Here is a 16,964-nt window from a genome sequence, read left to right as displayed (position 1 = left end):
GATAGCTGACGCAGCCGATGGCGGGGCACCTCGCTATGAATGTACCTTTACAACTTGTTAGAGCTTAACCCAATGATCAGAACGTAACGACGACGCCATTTCAACATTAAATCTCTTCATGCGATGATCGAACGCAAAGAAAAACTTAAAGGGTTTATTGGAAGAAAATACGGGATTTTTTTCACGTAGAATTGATCGAATTTCTGAATATGTAATCCATTCATGCACGGGTCGATTTAAATGTATGTCGTCACGTCTCTTTCCATTTTTCCACGGTTTATAGTTTGCCTCGTCGAGGTTAATTTCAGCGTTTTCCTCCGTATTCCATGCGTACGCAATATCAAAGCGCTCCTCGGCAAAAAACTCCAAACCCAGCTTGCTGGTATTTCTAAAAAAATGAAAGTTATAGAGATGATATAAATCCTTGTAGTTTTCCGATGACAGTAGTGATACCCCTTTTTCTGTTTTGTAAGACGCCAAGGCCTGTTCCAACTCAGCACTGTTTTTACAACCAAGCTTAAGGATAAGGTATTTAAGATGTTTGCACAGCTCCTCTATATTACAATCTGCTTCAGTGTTTTTAAGAATAAATTGTTCCAGATTATCTTTATTGTCATTAGCCGCAGTTTGCATAAGAAGAGTTCTGATTCGGATGATGGGATCAAGCTTTTCCTTGTTAGCATATAAGTGATTGCTCCAACGAAACATTAACCCTCTGTGGGATTTTTCTGAAGTTTGCAATGGCGCGCGGACACTGATTTTTGAAATATTTTTAATAGCACGATCAAAAAGTTCTTTTGTGGGATAACTAAGTTTTTCCCAGTGTCGGGGCGGTTCATTTAGTCCTATACGCATATTCAGTATATTAATTGTTGTTACTTTTTAATCCTAAACCTTCTTCCAAAAGAAACTTAAGATCATCTTGTTTTTCCTTAAGCCAAATACAGCCACAGGATGATATTTATGTTTTAAAGTAAAATTATTTTTCCCAGAGTATGCGGCATGAAAATAAGATAGGGTGTACTTTGGCTTAACATTATCTTTGGCGCTCTGAGAATAAGTCGGCTGCGGCATCGCTGAAGGGGTATTGCTTACATTGATGGTTTTAGCAATCATCGCCAACCCTTTATCATCAAGGTTTTCTTCAGTAGATACCGGACAAAACGTTGAACCCATTACGAAATGAGGGCTGGAATTCATCATTCTTTATTCTTCCTTAATTTATTCGTTTAAGCAAATGTTAAGTCAATTCAAAGGCATTAACGGACAGAATGACAATCATTAAAGTAGATCAGAGAATGGGTAGTTGATATCACGCATCCATTAATTCTTACTTTAAAGGAGTTCAAGCATTGGAACTTGCAAATTTGGTTTGTTAACGAACAGTGATTGTTTTAGATACAAATCACTCGTTGAATTTATGAAATATTCCCGCAAAGTGCGGTATCAGACATTCCAGGTTAGGACAGGATTACAGCTTTTTTGCAACATACGTTTTCCTGCGCTTAAGCCTTCGATGATGGGCTATCACCGACGACCAGCGCAGATAAAAAGTCATTAAAAGCAGGTAGTCACCTGTCCGACGCAGACGTAGTTATCATCCACCAGCGGCAGGTAGCGCCATTTGTCAAAGGCGGTGCAGGGATGGGAAATACCGCAGCCCACCCAGTCACCCACCTGCAGGGGGTCGTCCGCCGCCACGCGCAAATAGGCATGCTGATCGTTGACCGCCGTCACCGATGCCCCGCGGGCGTCCCGAACCTCACCGCCGTTAGCCTCCCGGAAGCTGTGGGGCATCGGCAAATCCTGGTCGAACGGCACATCACGGCGGCCGAAATCCAGGATGGCCAGCTCCGGTTCCGGACGCGACAGCACCCGGCCCCAGATTTCCAGCGCCGGCCGGAGATGAAACGCCGAACCTTGCTGGGCAAACGGGGCGATGCGGGCATAAAGACCGTCGTCATGGGCCATATAGGCCCCTGAGCGGATCATTACCAGGGCGGGACGGGACAGGGACACCGCCTTGAACATTTCCACCACGATATCAAAAAAGGTTCCGCCCCCGGCGCTCAGTAATATGTGCTCCGCCTCAAACAGCCCCTCGCCGTCCACGGCGCCGGCCACGGTCATCATCCAGCGGCAATAGTCCCGTACCTTGGCGAGGGATTCGGCGCTGCGATCGCCGGCTATCGCGCCTTCATAACCCGCCAGGCCGATAAGCTGCAGCTTATGGCTGTCCCGCACCAAACGTGCGATATCCAGCGCCTCCGCCAGGGAGCGGCAACCGGTACGGCCGCCGGCCACCGACACTTCCAGCAATACCGTCAGGCGGACATCAATATCCGCCAGGGCCTGTTCCAGTATCCTTACCCCGGCCAGGGAATCCACATAACAGATAAACCGCTGTTCCGGGTGGTCGTGCTGATAGCGGCCTATCCAGCGGATGCCCGCCGGATCCACCAGTTCATTGGCCAGAAAGACGTTTTTGATGCCGAAGGAGCGAAAGGCGCGCACCTGGGCGGGGGTGGCGGCGCTCAGTCCCCAGGCCCCCTGGCGTATCGCCCCCCGCAGTAGTTCCGGCGCCAGGGAGGTTTTGCCGTGGGGCGCATGGAGCACTCCCTGCTGGCGGCAATAGTCGGCCATGGCGGCGATATTCTGTTCGTAGGCGGCCTGCTTGAGGATCATGACAGGAGAAAAGACCGCGTCGTCCGCAAACAGCGGGGTGCCGGCGGCCAATACCGAGCGGCCGTCTCCCCCGGCGGATTTGTACAGCGGTCCCGGCGTCATTGGATTCAAGCTGCCGTCGGCGGTATAAAAATCTGTGGCATCGGACATAATGGATTTCCCTTGATATCGGACCGCTTGGCGGTCCTGATGGCTATCGGTTGTCTCAGTGTTCAAGCACCCGGCTTAAAAACTGCTGGGTGCGGGCATTTTGCGGATGGACAAAAATCTGCTCCGGCGCCCCCTGCTCGGCAATTACCCCTTTATCCATAAACACCACCCGGTCGGCGGTTTTACGGGCAAAGCCCATTTCATGGGTGACCACCACCATGGTCATGCCTTCCCGGGCCAGTTCGCGCATGACTTCGGTCACCTCCCCCACCAGTTCGGGATCCAGCGCCGAGGTGGCTTCGTCGAAAAACATGATCTTCGGCTCCACCGCCAGGGCGCGGGCGATAGCCACCCGCTGCTGCTGTCCTCCCGACAGCTGCGAAGGGTAATGGCCGGCCCGGTCCGCCAGGCCCACCCGGTTCAAGGCCGCCATGGCGGTGCGCTCGGCGTCGGCTTTCGACATTTTGCGCGCCTTGATCAGGGCCAATGTGACATTGCCCAGGGCGGTTTTATGGGGAAACAGATTGAACTGCTGGAAGACCATGCCCACATGTCCGCGAATCTCCTTGGCCCGGCGGCTGTCATGCAGCGGCACGTCGTTGACCCAGATTTCGCCGGCGTCGGCGATTTCCAGGCCGCTCATAATGCGCAGCACGGTGCTTTTCCCGGAGCCGGAGGCGCCGATAAGTACCAGCACCTCGCCGGGGCTCACCGCCAGATCAATGCCCTTGAGCACCTGGGTGCTGCCGAAGGATTTCGATACGCCGCTTAAGGCGATGGCGGGTTTGGGGCTGACAATAGCCGTCATGATAAGAGACTCCTGTTGCTTTCCTGATGCTGCACCCAGCGGGAGATGGGAAAACAGATAATGAAATAAAGGGCGGCCACCAGGCCGTACACCGCCACCGGCTGGCCGACGCGATCGACGATGGATTGCCCCTGACGCAGCAGTTCGGACATGCCGATCATGCTGATAATGGAGGTATCTTTTATCAGCGACAGATATTGGCCGATAAGCGGGGGCAGGACGATTCGCCGGGTTTGCGGCAGGATGACCGACAAAAAGGTGTGCCGCTTATTCATGCCGAGGATCTGCGCCACTTCCCACTGCCCTTTCGGCACCGCCTCGATACCGGCGCGAAACACTTCACCGATATAGGCGCCCTGATAAACGCTCAGGCCGATGACGCCGGCGGCGAAGATATTGATGTCATAGCCAAAATAGGCTACGCCGAAATAGATGAACATCAGCGTAATCAGCACCGGCGATCCGCGAAACAGCTCGGTATACAGCCGGGCGACGACGATAGCCGGCGCGTTGCGGCTGCTGCGCAGCACGGCCGCCAGCAGTCCCAGCAGGGTGCCGCCGATAATGGAGGCCGCCGACAGCAGCAGCGTCACTCCCAGCCCCTTGAGCAGCAGCGGCGCGCGGGTGATTAATACCTCGTCCATGCCGTCCCCCCGCTTTGGACTTTATTCCGGCAAAACCACGGACCGGATTTTTTTATGGCGGTTACCGGCGGGGTGAAAAGATGCCGTCCCAAAAAACCGCCAATCCACACCAGGGCATTGCTCAGAATCAAATAAGCCGCCAGCGTCACGGTGAAGGTCTGGATATACAGCAGCGTCCGGGCGTTAATCACCGTTGCCGTACCGGTGAGTTCCGGCAGGGCAATGGCCGAGAGCAGCGATGTGCCCAGCAGCAGTTGGATCAGATTGTTGATAATAGCCGGATAGACCGCCCGCGCCGCCTGCGGCAATACCACCTGAAGAAAGATATCCCGCCGTCCGATGCCGAGGATCATGGCCGCTTCCTGCTGGCCTCGGGGCACCGACTGAATGCCGGCGCGGAAGACTTCCGCCAGGTACGCGCCCACATTCACGCCAAGAGCGATAATGCCGGCGGTCCAGGCGCCCATGGTCAATCCCAGGGACGGCAGGCCGAAAAACACGATAAATATCTGCAGCAGCACCGGCGTGTTGCGGATGATTTCAACGTAGGCGGCGGCAATAAACCGCAGAACGGAAAAACGGCAGGATCGGGCCAGAGCAGTCAGCAAACCCAACGCCATCGCCAGGATAAATGCCAGCACCGTCACCTGCAGCGTCACCCATGCGGCGGTGAGAAACACATCAAAATAGCTGATGAGGGTTAACCATTGATAGCTCATGTCTGCCTCCGTCGGCGGATAATCCCCTCGCCGGTCATCAATACTGAGGATTCAGCGGATAACGGGGCGCCGTACCGAACCATTTTTGATAAAGCGCGGCGTTCTGTTTGGACGCGTTGATTTCAAACAGGAATTCATTGAGATAATTGATCCACTGCTGATCGCCGGCTTTTACGCCGAAGGCGTTATATTCCAGCGGTACCAGCGCCTCGTTGGTGACCACCAGGGTAGGATCGAGCTTGGCCTGGTACGCCAGGAAGTTGTTATCCTCAATCATGGCGTCGGCCTGTCCCTGCTTGACGGCAAGTATGGCGGCCTGGGAGCTGTCATACTCCTGGATCTTCACCGGGATGCCCATGGAGCGGACTTCATCACCGTTAGTAGAGCCCTTAACCGTGGCGATGGTTTTGCCGCCCATATCCTTGGCGGACTGGATACCGCTGTTCTTACGCACCAGCATCGCTTCGCTGGCCACCACATAAGGCGCGGTAAAGCCGATTTCCTTGGCCCGTTCCAGATTGCGGGTGAAATTACAGAATACCACGTCCACTTTGTTGGTCTGCAAATTGGGAATACGGTTGGCGCTGGTGGTGTCCACCACTTCAAGCTTCACCCCCATCTCCTTGGCCAGCGCCTTGGCCAAATCCACATCGTAGCCATCCGGCTGGCCGTCTTTATTGTTAAAGCCGAACGGCGCAAAGGACAAGCAGTCCCCCACCCGCAGCGTGCCCCGCTGCAGTACGGTTTGCAGTGTGGAGGCCGGCGCGGCGTCTTTCGCCTTGCCGTTATCGGTCGGCGTGCAGCCGATAACGGACAGCATGCCGGCGGCGGCGGTAATAAGACAGGCTGCATGCGTCTTATAATTAAGACAATTCATTTTTTATTCCCCCGAATAATTGATTATTATCTGTTTTCAGATATTGCTGGATTAAAACGAACTCGCCGGCACAAATCTTTATTTCTTATCGGCTCGGTAACATTTCATATCTACTTCCACCTTACAATCCACCACCAAATCCTGAACGCTGCAAATACGCGCCGGAGGAAATGCCGAGAAATATTCGGCGAAGACTTTATTAAATGATCCGAAATAACGGGCATCGGTCAGCACGGCGGTAACATGCACCACGTCGCCGGCTTCATAACCCGCCTCTTGGGCAATGCGCAGGCAGTTATCAAATGCCAGTCGGGTTTGTTCAATAATACTGCCTTCCACTATCTCGCCGTCGGTCATCGGCGTCTGGCCGGAGATGTACAGCCAGCCGTCCGCCTCAACCGCACGGGCAAAGGGTAGTTTCTGCCCACCGGTACCCACGCCGCCTTCGGTACCGTATCGTTTTATCGCCATAAAAATGTCTCCCGCGCCACAAAACCTGGTTTTGTCCGCCCTGTTTGTTCAAATTATTTTAAGTAATTGTTATTGCATATTGTCCGATATACCAGATTTATTTACGGGATACCGGACAATTTCAGACTGTCATAAAAGAATTAAATTTGCAATAACCAATCAAAATTTATATGCCCGTATTCAGAACTGTCACGATTAAGCCGTTATTTCCCGCTGCGTCTACACGTTAATCCGTTTACTCTTTTCAGTACCGTTTCACCAGCTGGAATAAGCCTTATGATTCATGCAAAATAACAGGGCCCCAAAAAAGTGCATGGAATATCATTAAGCAAAAATGAACCGACGCTGTGGATATTGATAATTCCGTGTATGATAACCCCACGCATTAGCCAGCGGCCGGTTCGGTGTGCAACCCTTGACCTTTAGGTCCCGACATCATCACTTTTACGCCGGCCGGCGATACCACGGAGAACAGCCATGCCCTCAGCCAACCCGCCTCGGGCCAGGGGAGTAGACCGGATCATTGAATTATTCCGGCAGTTGCATATCGCCAGAAAACCCATGACCATGCGGGAACTGATCGCATCCACCGATGCGCCTCGGTCAAGTATTTACGAGCTGGTGAGCCTGCTGACGGAAGCGGACTGGCTGGAAACCCTGCCGGACGGCAGTGTGTTTTTCGGTCGGGAAATGCACTATTACGGTGCGGACTATGCCATGCAAAACGATTTGCTGCGCCGCGCCCATCAGTTGATGCTGGAGCTTATCAACCGTTTGGGTGAAACCGTTCAGCTCTGCATACTGGAAGGCAATAAATATACGGTGGTGCTGTCGGAGAGCAGCTCCCGCCCGTTTAAAATCACCTCGGATATCGGCGTCAAGGTGCCTATCCCCTGGACCGCCTCAGGACGGTTGCTGCTGGGACACCTCTCGGCCCGGGACATTCTCGATCTGATCCCGGAGGAGGATTTTATCCTGGCGGACGGACGCACCATCGACAGCGGGCAGTTTCTTGAGGATGTGCGGCGCGCCGCGCAGCTGGGTTATTCCATGACCGAAGGGTTATCGGACAGCTTTACCTGCTGCATGGCGGCGCCGGTCCTCTCGCGTGGCGGCCATGCCATTGCGGCCTTTTGTTTTATGGTGAGCCGCGACACGGATGAGCCGCGGCGGCAAATGCTGCTACGGGAACTGATCGTCTCGGCGCAAAAGCTGTCCGATCTGTCATGATACGTTTATGCATCAACGCCGGTAATGGATGAGAGTAACCGCAGCCGGTAAATATCGGCACGAGCGCGCCTTTATTAAGGAATCAAGTTGGCGGGCTCATTTGATCACGCTGTCATAATAAAAAACCTTGCCACGCATTAGATGTCAGGGACTTGGAAATTATAATCGCATCTTTGAAAACCCCGGTCTTGAAAACTTTACCGTTGAAAATACCGCTTGTATTTCGCAGGACGCAACGTATTTCCGATGCTGTAATCCATTCTTGTCCCCATCAAAACTACGCTCCCTCGTTTCCAAGGCTTATCCTGAATAACATTAAGATCAACCAAGGTATCCTTGTTCACATTCCATGAAAAATTAATATCAAAGCCACGAAGGGCAAAAATCCCAGACCCAGCTTGCTGGTATTTCTGGCAAAATGATTCCCAAACAATTCAGCAAGCCCCACATAATCAGACTCTGAAAAAAGACACGCCATTCAACTTTTTATAATCGTTTAATGCATGCTTTATTTCTAAGTGAGTTGTGCAATTGAAGCGATCAATGAAATCCTTAAAACACAAGCCAGTTTTTCGTTATCTATGTTTGCCATAGTATTTTTCATAATGAACTGATTCAAGATTACTTCGCGTTCTATGGTAGCATTCATTGTCATGAGTCTTTTAAGCGAAGTACCGGATCAAGTTTTTCTTTGTGTTCAAATAAATATTTTTCCAGAGATCAAGTTCGTAACTATCAACAAAAGTTGACCTATCCGCAAGGGTATGTCAGCGAGCGAAGGCAGGCCGATAATGGCGGAGTTTGTGCCATATTCCTCTATCTTCATGAGATTATTCAGAAATAGATTAAAAATGCTTCGCTGCTATAGTCAGTGCAGTTTTGATCGGACAACTCATAATGCAAACCTATTGCTTCGTTATATTGACAGACAGCCGTCGACCAATTGATCTTCAACAGGTCTTTTGAAATTTTGTCTAAAACTCGTATTTCGTCACAAATACCGTACGTTACCACGGGACAATTTTGCTGTTTTACAGTAACATTCTTCCGGCCTATGGCCAGGCTTGAGAGCACCGACTTAGCCGACGGTATACTGACAAGACCTTGATCGGTATGTCTTTCTTTACTTGCTAATACGTCTAAGGGCGTGTTGGAAACGCTTAGCAAACTTGGAAGAGATGCCCCCTCCGGGCCAATTGCTTTCCAATGATCCCGTTGACCGGTCGACAGTGGGACCGTGGATGCTTATAGGATATGTATTCATTTAATTCCCTTTAGTTTTTTTAGCTATATTGAACCAGATTAATCAATAACATTATGTACATGCATTGCGATTAGTTTTTATCTGCACAAATTAACGTTGTCCCCTTAAAAGGTAAAATCACAATATGATATCGAGTAATACATTGATACTAAAAAATTCATAAAATTTTAACGCCGCTCACCGTGCTTCGAATTTTTTCCGCTGACCCAAAACACAAAACCAGTTTACTGGTGTTTTTAAACATGCTTCATGTAAAGCATAAGCAGATGCAGACAACCGGTTTTACCCAACAATAAACATGTCATGTTGTTATGCAGTTTCTGTATCAGCTCTGCCTAGTTTTACATCTATTTTTAAATCAAGCAAAGCATATTGCCGCCAGATTCTGATATCAGAATGCGAAGTGGTAGTTTAATTTTGAATGTTTACATCCTCTCCAAGCAATCATGGACGGCACCCTTGTCAAGGAAGGCATTTAACCGCGCAATCCAACAGGGCCGGGATCCATTGGCTGATAGGTATATTGTTTTCAGATTCTTTTTATTTCCTTAGTTTTCAACCTCTGATGGCGGACGCTTTTGATTACTCACTTTGTCATCATAAAAAAAACCTTGCCACGCATTGGATGTCAAGGATTTGGAAATCATCATCGAATTTTTGAAAAACCCAGTTTTGAAAACTTTATCGTTGAAAAGGCCGTTTATATTTTTCAAGACGGAACGCATCTCCGATGCAGTAATCCATTCTGGCTCTTCATCTAATCGACGCTCCCCTCTTTTCCAAGGCTTATCCTGAACTACCTTCAGATCAACCAAGGTATTATCACCCACATTCCACGCAAAATTAATATCATATCCACGGCCGGCAAAAAACGCCAGGCCCAGTTTGCTGGTATTTCTGAAAAAATGATTCTGATAGAAGTTAGCAAGGTCTACATAATCGGGCCCACTCAAAAAAGGTTCACCCTTCGACTCTTTATAATCACTCAAAGCATGTTTAATCTCGCTGCTGGTTGTGCAATTGAAGCGATTGATCAAGGCGAGCAAATTGTCAGCAAGCTTTTCAACGTCGGCGTCTGAAAATGTGTTTTTAACAATAAATTGTTTGAGAAGGTCTGCGTGTTTTTCGGTGGGATTTATTGCCAATAATTTTTGGACGCGCAGCAAAGGATCAAGTTTTTGCTTGTTATCATAGAGGTACCTTTTCCAAAGTACATGTTCCTTGTCAATATCAAAAGATGAAGAACCGACTTTTGCAGCATGGACGAATGGAACCTGGCCGGTAATTTTAGGATCTTTACCAAATTCATTAACTATAAGAATATTTTTCAGAAAAAACATAAACGCTGTTTCTTCGTAATCGTCCTGGTCATTTTGAAAGCAGCCTGAATATTCTATACCGACTGCCTTATTATAATCACTAACACAAGCTATCCTTTTCATTTGGAGTACGGTTTCACATAAGTCCCACAGTTTATTTGCTTCGTCAGACGTACCAAAGATTGCCACGGGAAAATACTGAGTTTCAGGGTTGGCTGCCCCCGCACCAGCCAAACAGCGAGAGAGCATTGACTCGTATGGCGGATTAAAAAAGCCATTATCGTGGCTGACTTGGTTTTGTCTATTTAATGATGTATTAGCAACTTGCAGTAATCCTAATAACCATGACGGCCACTCAGAATTATGGCATTCTGGTGATTGCATCGTCTGCTCCCTAGCGAGAGCGCTGGCGGTAAAAGAAATCATTTTCACTTTATTTTCCTGGCTGAATAAAACGTCAATATTTATAAGAATTCATAAGATAAACATGTTAATATTTTGCCCCATTTTTCTTATAAAAAATTGCAGTTTTTAATCCTATCATTTATATGATTAGCCTTATGCCGTCACGAAAAGTCAGTCCCCTATTAAGATACGGGTCCGACTTAATGATAGAGGAAAGCGGCGATTTACTTCTCTTATCCCTGCTCAACAAGCAACGATTTTCCCCAAAAACCGCTGGCACTGCTCCAACTGCGCGATATCCACATACTCATCCGCTTTATGAGCCTGGTTGATGGAGCCGGGGCCGCACACCACGGTGGGAATGCCCGCCTGCTGGAACAGTCCGGCCTCTGTGCCGAAGCTTAGCGAATCAAAGACTTCCTGTCCCAGCACGCCGGCGCAACGGTGCTTAAGTACATCAAGGGAGCCGTCGTCCAGCAATCCGGGATACTCCGCCCGCCGCTCCAGCAGAATATCCGCCGCCGCCGACACCGCGCGCATTTCCGGCAGCAGTCGTTTGGCATAATCCCCCAACTCCTGTGCCATCAGGTGATGAGGGGTACCGGGCAGCGGGCGGATTTCAAACTCGAATTCACAGTTATCCGGCACGATATTCACCGCGCTGCCGCCGCTTATGGTGCCCACCTGCACCGTCGACCAGGGGGGATCGTAGCGGCTGTCCTGGATTCCCTGCCGCCAGCCGCGGCCTTGGCTGCGTAAAAACAGCACCAGTTCCGCCGCATATTCGATGGCATTCACGCCAAGATGATTTTGCGAGGAGTGGGCCGCCTGCCCCTGCACCCGGCAAAACCAGGCGCTTTTACCTTTATGGGCGGTGGCTACCCGCATCAGGGTCGGTTCGCCGATAATGCAGCCGGTGGGACGGGCCCCGTCCAGGGCCAGCTCATCCAGCAGCCCCCGCACCCCGACGCAGCCGATCTCTTCATCATAGCTGATGGCGATATGCACCGGACGAGCGTCGGCGGCGCGGGTGGCCTCGATAAAACGGGGCACCATGGCCAATACGCACGCCAGATAACCTTTCATATCGGCGCTGCCCCGGCCGTACAGCCGATCGCCGCGCCGCAGCAGCGTAAAGGGATCGCTGCTCCACGGCTGGCCGTCCGCAGGCACCACGTCTGAATGTCCCGACAGGCAGATGCCGCCCCGATCTGCGGGTCCGATGGTAGCGTAAAGGTTGGCCCGGCTGCCGTCTTCGCTGTAGACTCTGCGGGCGCCGATACCGTAATCCGCCAGGTAGGATTCTACGAAATCAATTAGCTCAAGATTCGACCGGCGGCTCAGCGTCGGGAAAGCCACCAGCGCCGATAACAGATCAATCGCGGTGCCCATTGGCATGCTCCTTAAGGTTTAACGGCGATCACGTCGATTTCCACCCACCACTCCGGGCGGGCCAGGTGGCTAATCATCAACCCGGTGGAGACCGGAAAAACGCCCTTTAACCAACGTCCCATGATGTTGTATACCGTTTCACGATAGCGTACATCGGTGAGATACACGGTGATTTTGCAGATGTCTTCCAGCTTGCTGCCCGCTTCTTCCAGCAGCATATTGATGTTGTACATCGCCTGTTCGGTTTGCGCCGCCACGTCGCCGATGCCCACCGATTCGCGGGTATCGAGGTCCTGGCCTATCTGGCCGCGCAGGAAAATCATATTCCCGCCACCACGGCCTGGCATAAATCGTTATCCAGCTTCTGTTCCGGATAGGTTTGTTTGGTATTGAACGGGCGAATACGGGTATGGACCATGTTTATTTCTCCAAATATCATGTTAGTACGGTTTATCGCCGGGGCGCGCGCCGCGGCGGAATCTTATTGCCGGCCTTGTCCCGGCAGAAGTTGCAGCCTGGATGGCGGGAGTGTTGGCACAGTGCCCGCTTGGGACAGAATGCTGGATCGTACATCCTGTCCCGCCTTATTGACTCCGAGTACGTTTGTCGGCAATGGGGCCATCAGGCCAGAAATTGCTTCAGCTCCGGGGTTTGCGGGTTGTCGAAAATCTCCTCCGGCGTGCCCGTTTCATGGACTTTGCCCTGGTGCATAAATACGATGCGGTCGCTGACCTTGCGGGCGAAATTCATCTCATGGGTCACCACGATGATGGTCATGCCCTCCGTCGCCAGGGCCTCGATAACCTGCAGGACCTCCCCCACCAGTTCCGGGTCCAGGGCGGAGGTGATTTCATCGCACAGCAGCACCTCCGGCGTCATGGCCAGGGCCCGGGCGATAGCCACGCGCTGCTGCTGGCCCCCTGAGAGATTATCCGGCCAGGTGTCGAATTTTTCCTCCAGTCCGACGCGTTTCAATAACGTCCGGGCCGCGCGCTCCGCCACTTCCTTCGGCATTTTTTTCACCAGCGACGGGGCCAGCATGATATTTCTGCCCACCGTCAGATGCGGGAAAAGATTAAAGCTTTGAAAAATCATGCCGACGTTCTGGCGCAAATCACGCATGGCGGCCGGGTCATGCTGTTTGATGGCCTGCCCGTCCACGGTCAGCGTCCCTTCTTCAAAACTTTCCAGGCCGTTAATGCAGCGCAGCAGCGTGCTTTTCCCCGAGCCGCTTTTGCCCAGGATGCATACCACCTCCTGGCGTTTAATCTGCAAATCAATGCCCTTGAGCACTTCGTTATCGCCAAAGCGCTTGTGCAGGCCCTGGATATCCACCACCGCGAAAGGTTTATCCGTCGAAAGTTCACTCATGCCGGTTGGCTCCACGGGTTAACTGTTTTTCCAAATGCCGGCTCCACCAGGAGAGGGGGAAGCACAGCACAAAATAGAGCAGCGCCACGCTGCCGTAGACCAGGAAAGGTGAAAACGTGGCATTGGAAATGATTTGCCCCGAGCGCGTCAGCTCCACGAAGCCGATAACCGACGCCAGGGCGGTGGCTTTGATGGCCTGCACCAGGAAACCCACCGTGGGCGCCAGGGCCAGCCGGAACGACTGGGGCAAAATGACATAGCGCAGCTGCTCGCCGAAAGAGAGCGCGAGACTGGCGGAGGCTTCCCACTGCTGGCGGGGTATGCTCTCCACGCTGCCGCGCCAGATATCCGTCAGGTACGCGCTGGCATAGAGCGTCAGGCAAATGCTGGCGGCAAACAGCGGTGTGGTATTGATGCCGGACAGCGCCAGGCCGAAATAGGTGAGAAACAACGGCATCAGCAGCGGCGTGCCCTGGAACAGATTTACAGACAGGATCACCAGCCATTGCAGCCATCTTCGGTGCGACAGGCGCATAATCAGCAAGAGGGCGCCGACGATACCGCCGCCCACAAATGCAATGGCGGACAATCCCACGGTCCAGCGCAGCGCCAGCAGCAGATTGCGAAAAATATCCCATAGGGTGAAATCGCTCATGGCCGTTTCCTCGCTGCCGGTCCGAAAATAAACCGCGGCCCTATCCAGCCGAGGAACTGGCGTACAAACACCGCCATCGCCAGATAAATCACCGCCGCGATAATAAATGATTCAAAATTGCGGAATGAGCGGCTGGCGATGAGATTGGCGCTGAACGACAGCTCCTCGGTGGAAATCTGGCTGCATACCGCTGACCCGAGCATAATGATAATCACCTGGCTTATCAGTGCCGGCCAGACCCTGGACAGCGACGGCGGCAGCACCACCCGGGAGAATATCTGCCAACGGTTCATCGCCAGACTCTGCGCCGCTTCCACCTGACTGCGGGGCGTGGCGTCGATACCGGCGCGGGTGATCTCCCCGCATAGGCCGCCAGGTTGAGGATCAGCGACAAAATGCTGGCGGTGATGGCGGATAAATGCAGGCCCAGCGCCGGCAAGCCGAAGTAGATAAAAAGAGCTGCACGATATAAGGCGTATTTCGCACCAGCTCGATGTAACATCCCGTCAGATGGCGCAGCCAGGCACTGCCGTGGGCCCTCGCCCAGCCGCAGGCGATGCCGAGAATCAGGCCGAGCACCGTGGACACCAGCGTCATCGCCAGGGTGATCAGGGTGCCCTTGAGCAGCAGCGGCCACTGCTGCAGTACCGAGGAAAAATCAAATATCATCGCCCGGGCTCCTTGGGTATTTGTATCATTCCCGAAAGGGCAGTCACATCGTCTAATGCCGGCAGCCCCCACAGCGTCCCGGCCAGCCGATTTGCCGCCGCCGGTTCCATAACCCTGCCCGCACAGCGCAGGAATTTGTTTTCCAGCGCCTTATCGCTCAATGGGTAATCGGCGCTGCCGGTGGCCTTGGGAATAAAACAGCTGAAGGTCTTGCCGTCATGCAGTCTGAGCGTAACCTCGGCCCCTTCCGGCGCGACGGTGAGCAGGGCGGGATCGTCCCAGCGCGGGCCGGTTATCATGCTTACCCGTTCCATTAAGGCCGACAGCGTCTTATCCGCCATCAGCGCATCGTCCAGATGCTCGAGTGTCAGTTCGCCGTACAGCAGGGAAGCCGCCACGGCAAAAGGCAAACTGAACTGCCCCTGCTGTCCGCTGCGGGGATGGGAATAAATAAGATTGGCCGCCACCACCGGCGGCACATCACAGACGATGCCGGCTAACTGCGGCCATGCTATGCCGTGGTCCGCCGCCAGCTTCAGCACCCCGTCCACCGCCGCATGGGACGACAGGCATACCGGGATGCGCTTGACGTCCACACCCGGCGATAACAAACACCAGTCGTCCCCCGGCGGAGTGAGCCAGCCGCCGTCAAGCCGCCCGTCGTTACACAGCGCCGCCAGGCCGTAGGCATTCTCCAGGACATCGAGGGGCCCCCCCGCGCCCTGCTCCGCCAGCAGCGCCGCCGTCACGCCGGCCTCGGCGGCCCGGCCCGCCAGCAGCGGCTTGGCATCGCTGCCGAACACGCTTTTCATGCCGCCGGTGCCGGCAATGGCCAGCCCCAGGGCGCGGGCGGTGGTTTCAGCGTCCAGCGCCATGAGTTTTGCGGCCGCGGCGCAGGCGCCAATCCCCCCCGGCACGCCGGTGGTCCACCAGCCGCGATCGTAAAGGGGGCGGCCCAACGCCATACCGACCCGATACTGGCATTCCGCTCCCGCCGCCAGGGCGGTGAGCATTGCCGGGCCGCCGGCGCGGCGTGTCTGCGCGACGGCTAACGCCGCAGGCACGATCACCGCCGAACCATGAACAAACCCGGCGTAGCAGTTATCGTCAAAATCCAGGGCGTGGGCGGCCACGCCGTTGGCAAAAGCGCCGCCGGCGCGCTCACCAGCAGAGAGTCCCCGCCACCGCGGCGCTGCCCGCGGCGGCATTCACCGCGATGACCCGGCGAGCCCGCCCGGCGACGGCGGTGGCCGAACCCGCCAGCATGACCCCCAGCGTATCCATCAGGCAGCGGGTGGCCACCCAGCCTACCGCGCCCGGCACATCCGCGGGCGTCAGCGCCGTCAGCCAGTGCGCCAGGGTTAGGGTACCGCTTGTCGTCGTCATCTCATCAGGTCCTGTCATTTATTCCGGCAGGTCGCCGGCCGGCGCGCCCAGCCATTTCTGGGAAATCTTGTCCAGTGTCCCGTCCGCCTTGGCGGCGCGCAGGATCTCGTTGACTTTATTCACCAGTTCCGGCTGGCCTTTGGGCATACCCACATAGCAGGGGGAATTGGACAAAATCACTTTCAGCTGCAAATCCAGCCCCGGGTGTTTTTGCTGCATGGCGGCGGCTACCGTGGTACCGATGGCCGTCAGCTGGGTTTGGCCGGAGAGAAACGCCGAGATGGTGCTGTTGTTATCCTCGAACCGCTTCACCTCGGCATTGGGCGCCAGACGGGTCAGCTCTTCGTCCTGCATCGATCCGCGGGTCACGGAAACGGTTTTACCCGCCAGTTCGGCATAGCTCTTGGCGGGAGTCTTGGCGCCGCCGAAGACCGCATCAAAAAACGGCGCGTAGGCGATACTGTAATCAATGACCTTGGCGCGTTCGGCGGTTTTGCCCAGCGACGAAATGGTCATGTCCGCTTTACCGGTTTGCAGATAGGGCACCCGGTTCGGCGCGGTCACCGGCACCAGGGTCACCTTTGCCCCGAGCTTCTCGCCTAACAGGTTGGCCACATCGATATCCAGCCCCTGCGGCACCATGTCGCCGCCCACATAACCATAGGGCGGATAATCCACCGGCACCGCCACCCGCAGGGTTTTCTGGCTGACGATGGTATCGAGCAGATTGGCGGCGTTGGCCGTCATCATGGAAAAAGCGGCCAGCGTGCCCACCAGTATTGATATCGCAAAACGTCTTTTCATTATGCAAATCCTGAATAGTCAAAGGTTAAGATAGGGTGTGGAAGGCAGGGCGGCCTGAAGACCCCCTTGCCGGACCGGCGCAAGGCATAACACTGTTTCCGCAGCTGTCCCGGCC

Annotated in this window: 16 protein-coding genes and 2 pseudogenes; 1 reads left to right on the top strand and 17 read right to left on the bottom strand. The window is 53.7% G+C overall.

The features are described from left to right. Positions 1–57: 57 nt before the first annotated feature. The 8 genes from GTU79_RS12370 to GTU79_RS12335 all read right to left on the bottom strand — a co-directional run bounded on the left by GTU79_RS12370 (position 58) and on the right by GTU79_RS12335 (position 6,354). The gene (locus tag GTU79_RS12370) at positions 58–855 is read right to left on the bottom strand and encodes a hypothetical protein (RefSeq protein WP_214513990.1); all 798 of its coding nucleotides are present in this window, start codon (positions 853–855) and stop codon (positions 58–60) included. Between the two features lie 33 nt (positions 856–888). Next, complete coding sequence (locus GTU79_RS12365; protein ID WP_214513989.1) at positions 889–1,203, bottom strand: hypothetical protein; 315 nt, start codon at positions 1,201–1,203, stop codon at positions 889–891. 354 nt (positions 1,204–1,557) lie between these two features. Then, entirely contained in the window at positions 1,558–2,835 is a 1,278-nt protein-coding gene (locus tag GTU79_RS12360) for an alanine racemase (protein ID WP_203521703.1), read from the bottom strand. Between the two features lie 55 nt (positions 2,836–2,890). Further along, positions 2,891–3,643 (bottom strand): amino acid ABC transporter ATP-binding protein, encoded by a 753-nt coding sequence (locus GTU79_RS12355; RefSeq protein ID WP_132921907.1) that lies wholly within the window; start codon positions 3,641–3,643, stop codon positions 2,891–2,893. Then, complete coding sequence (locus GTU79_RS12350) at positions 3,640–4,287, bottom strand: amino acid ABC transporter permease (RefSeq protein ID WP_214513988.1); 648 nt, start codon at positions 4,285–4,287, stop codon at positions 3,640–3,642. The genes GTU79_RS12355 and GTU79_RS12350 overlap by 4 nt, the downstream gene beginning before the upstream one ends. Next, positions 4,272–5,006 carry an amino acid ABC transporter permease gene (locus GTU79_RS12345; RefSeq protein WP_214513987.1) on the bottom strand — a complete coding sequence of 245 codons (735 nt, stop codon included), beginning with the start codon at positions 5,004–5,006 and terminating at the stop codon, positions 4,272–4,274. Before GTU79_RS12345 ends, GTU79_RS12350 begins: the two co-directional genes overlap by 16 nt. Before the next feature lie 37 nt (positions 5,007–5,043). Beyond that, positions 5,044–5,826: an ABC transporter substrate-binding protein gene (locus GTU79_RS12340; protein WP_420854176.1), complete on the bottom strand. Its 783-nt coding sequence runs from the start codon at positions 5,824–5,826 to the stop codon at positions 5,044–5,046. 135 nt (positions 5,827–5,961) lie between these two features. After that, positions 5,962–6,354 (bottom strand): RidA family protein, encoded by a 393-nt coding sequence (locus GTU79_RS12335; RefSeq protein WP_203521707.1) that lies wholly within the window; start codon positions 6,352–6,354, stop codon positions 5,962–5,964. A gap of 477 nt (positions 6,355–6,831) precedes the next feature. Between GTU79_RS12335 and GTU79_RS12330 the strand changes: the two genes are divergently transcribed. Then, positions 6,832–7,584 carry an IclR family transcriptional regulator gene (locus GTU79_RS12330; protein WP_203521708.1) on the top strand — a complete coding sequence of 251 codons (753 nt, stop codon included), beginning with the start codon at positions 6,832–6,834 and terminating at the stop codon, positions 7,582–7,584. A gap of 1,812 nt (positions 7,585–9,396) precedes the next feature. Here the strand turns inward: GTU79_RS12330 and GTU79_RS12325 are convergent. From GTU79_RS12325 to GTU79_RS12285, 9 genes and pseudogenes are all read right to left on the bottom strand, one after another. Then, complete coding sequence (locus GTU79_RS12325) at positions 9,397–10,599, bottom strand: hypothetical protein (protein ID WP_203521710.1); 1,203 nt, start codon at positions 10,597–10,599, stop codon at positions 9,397–9,399. Positions 10,600–10,815: 216 nt separating this feature from the next. Further along, positions 10,816–11,964 carry an acetylornithine deacetylase gene (gene argE / locus GTU79_RS12320; RefSeq protein WP_203521711.1) on the bottom strand — a complete coding sequence of 383 codons (1,149 nt, stop codon included), beginning with the start codon at positions 11,962–11,964 and terminating at the stop codon, positions 10,816–10,818. An 11-nt stretch (positions 11,965–11,975) separates the two neighbouring features. Continuing rightward, a pseudogene (locus GTU79_RS12315) lies at positions 11,976–12,382 on the bottom strand (RidA family protein). A 203-nt stretch (positions 12,383–12,585) separates the two neighbouring features. Further along, positions 12,586–13,335, bottom strand: coding sequence for an amino acid ABC transporter ATP-binding protein (locus GTU79_RS12310; protein WP_253073564.1), 750 nt, complete (start codon positions 13,333–13,335; stop codon positions 12,586–12,588). Continuing rightward, entirely contained in the window at positions 13,328–13,990 is a 663-nt protein-coding gene (locus GTU79_RS12305) for an amino acid ABC transporter permease (RefSeq protein WP_214513986.1), read from the bottom strand. The genes GTU79_RS12310 and GTU79_RS12305 overlap by 8 nt, the downstream gene beginning before the upstream one ends. Continuing rightward, positions 13,987–14,659: pseudogene (locus tag GTU79_RS12300) on the bottom strand (amino acid ABC transporter permease). Before GTU79_RS12300 ends, GTU79_RS12305 begins: the two are co-directional and overlap by 4 nt. Continuing rightward, on the bottom strand, positions 14,656–15,867 hold the full coding sequence (locus tag GTU79_RS12295; protein WP_214513985.1) for an MmgE/PrpD family protein: 1,212 nt from the start codon (positions 15,865–15,867) through the stop codon (positions 14,656–14,658). The pseudogene GTU79_RS12300 and the gene GTU79_RS12295 overlap by 4 nt, the downstream one beginning before the upstream one ends. After that, entirely contained in the window at positions 15,821–16,045 is a 225-nt protein-coding gene (locus GTU79_RS12290) for a hypothetical protein (protein ID WP_214513984.1), read from the bottom strand. The genes GTU79_RS12295 and GTU79_RS12290 overlap by 47 nt, the downstream gene beginning before the upstream one ends. Positions 16,046–16,063: 18 nt before the next feature. Next, positions 16,064–16,849, bottom strand: coding sequence for a transporter substrate-binding domain-containing protein (locus GTU79_RS12285; RefSeq protein ID WP_203521714.1), 786 nt, complete (start codon positions 16,847–16,849; stop codon positions 16,064–16,066). Positions 16,850–16,964 lie beyond the last annotated feature (115 nt).

The sequence above is a fragment of the Sodalis ligni genome, from assembly GCF_016865525.2.
Lineage (GTDB): Bacteria > Pseudomonadota > Gammaproteobacteria > Enterobacterales > Enterobacteriaceae > Acerihabitans > Acerihabitans ligni.
Note: the sequence above shows the minus strand (reverse complement) of the source record. Positions and strands in the feature narration are given on the sequence as shown.

Bases quoted from the DNA above. Each gene is read 5' to 3' on its own strand.
- GTU79_RS12370 (WP_214513990.1), bottom strand. From the start codon at position 855: ATGCGTATAGGACTAAATGAACCGCCCCGACACTGGGAAAAACTTAGT.
- GTU79_RS12365 (WP_214513989.1), bottom strand. From the start codon at position 1,203: ATGATGAATTCCAGCCCTCATTTCGTAATGGGTTCAACGTTTTGTCCG.
- GTU79_RS12360 (WP_203521703.1), bottom strand. From the start codon at position 2,835: ATGTCCGATGCCACAGATTTTTATACCGCCGACGGCAGCTTGAATCCA.
- GTU79_RS12355 (WP_132921907.1), bottom strand. From the start codon at position 3,643: ATGACGGCTATTGTCAGCCCCAAACCCGCCATCGCCTTAAGCGGCGTA.
- GTU79_RS12350 (WP_214513988.1), bottom strand. From the start codon at position 4,287: ATGGACGAGGTATTAATCACCCGCGCGCCGCTGCTGCTCAAGGGGCTG.
- GTU79_RS12345 (WP_214513987.1), bottom strand. From the start codon at position 5,006: ATGAGCTATCAATGGTTAACCCTCATCAGCTATTTTGATGTGTTTCTC.
- GTU79_RS12340 (WP_420854176.1), bottom strand. From the start codon at position 5,826: ATGCTGTCCGTTATCGGCTGCACGCCGACCGATAACGGCAAGGCGAAA.
- GTU79_RS12335 (WP_203521707.1), bottom strand. From the start codon at position 6,354: ATGGCGATAAAACGATACGGTACCGAAGGCGGCGTGGGTACCGGTGGG.
- GTU79_RS12330 (WP_203521708.1), top strand. From the start codon at position 6,832: ATGCCCTCAGCCAACCCGCCTCGGGCCAGGGGAGTAGACCGGATCATT.
- argE (WP_203521711.1), bottom strand. From the start codon at position 11,964: ATGGGCACCGCGATTGATCTGTTATCGGCGCTGGTGGCTTTCCCGACG.
- GTU79_RS12310 (WP_253073564.1), bottom strand. From the start codon at position 13,335: ATGAGTGAACTTTCGACGGATAAACCTTTCGCGGTGGTGGATATCCAG.
- GTU79_RS12305 (WP_214513986.1), bottom strand. From the start codon at position 13,990: ATGAGCGATTTCACCCTATGGGATATTTTTCGCAATCTGCTGCTGGCG.
- GTU79_RS12295 (WP_214513985.1), bottom strand. From the start codon at position 15,867: ATGCCGCCGCGGGCAGCGCCGCGGTGGCGGGGACTCTCTGCTGGTGAG.
- GTU79_RS12290 (WP_214513984.1), bottom strand. From the start codon at position 16,045: ATGACGACGACAAGCGGTACCCTAACCCTGGCGCACTGGCTGACGGCG.
- GTU79_RS12285 (WP_203521714.1), bottom strand. From the start codon at position 16,849: ATGAAAAGACGTTTTGCGATATCAATACTGGTGGGCACGCTGGCCGCT.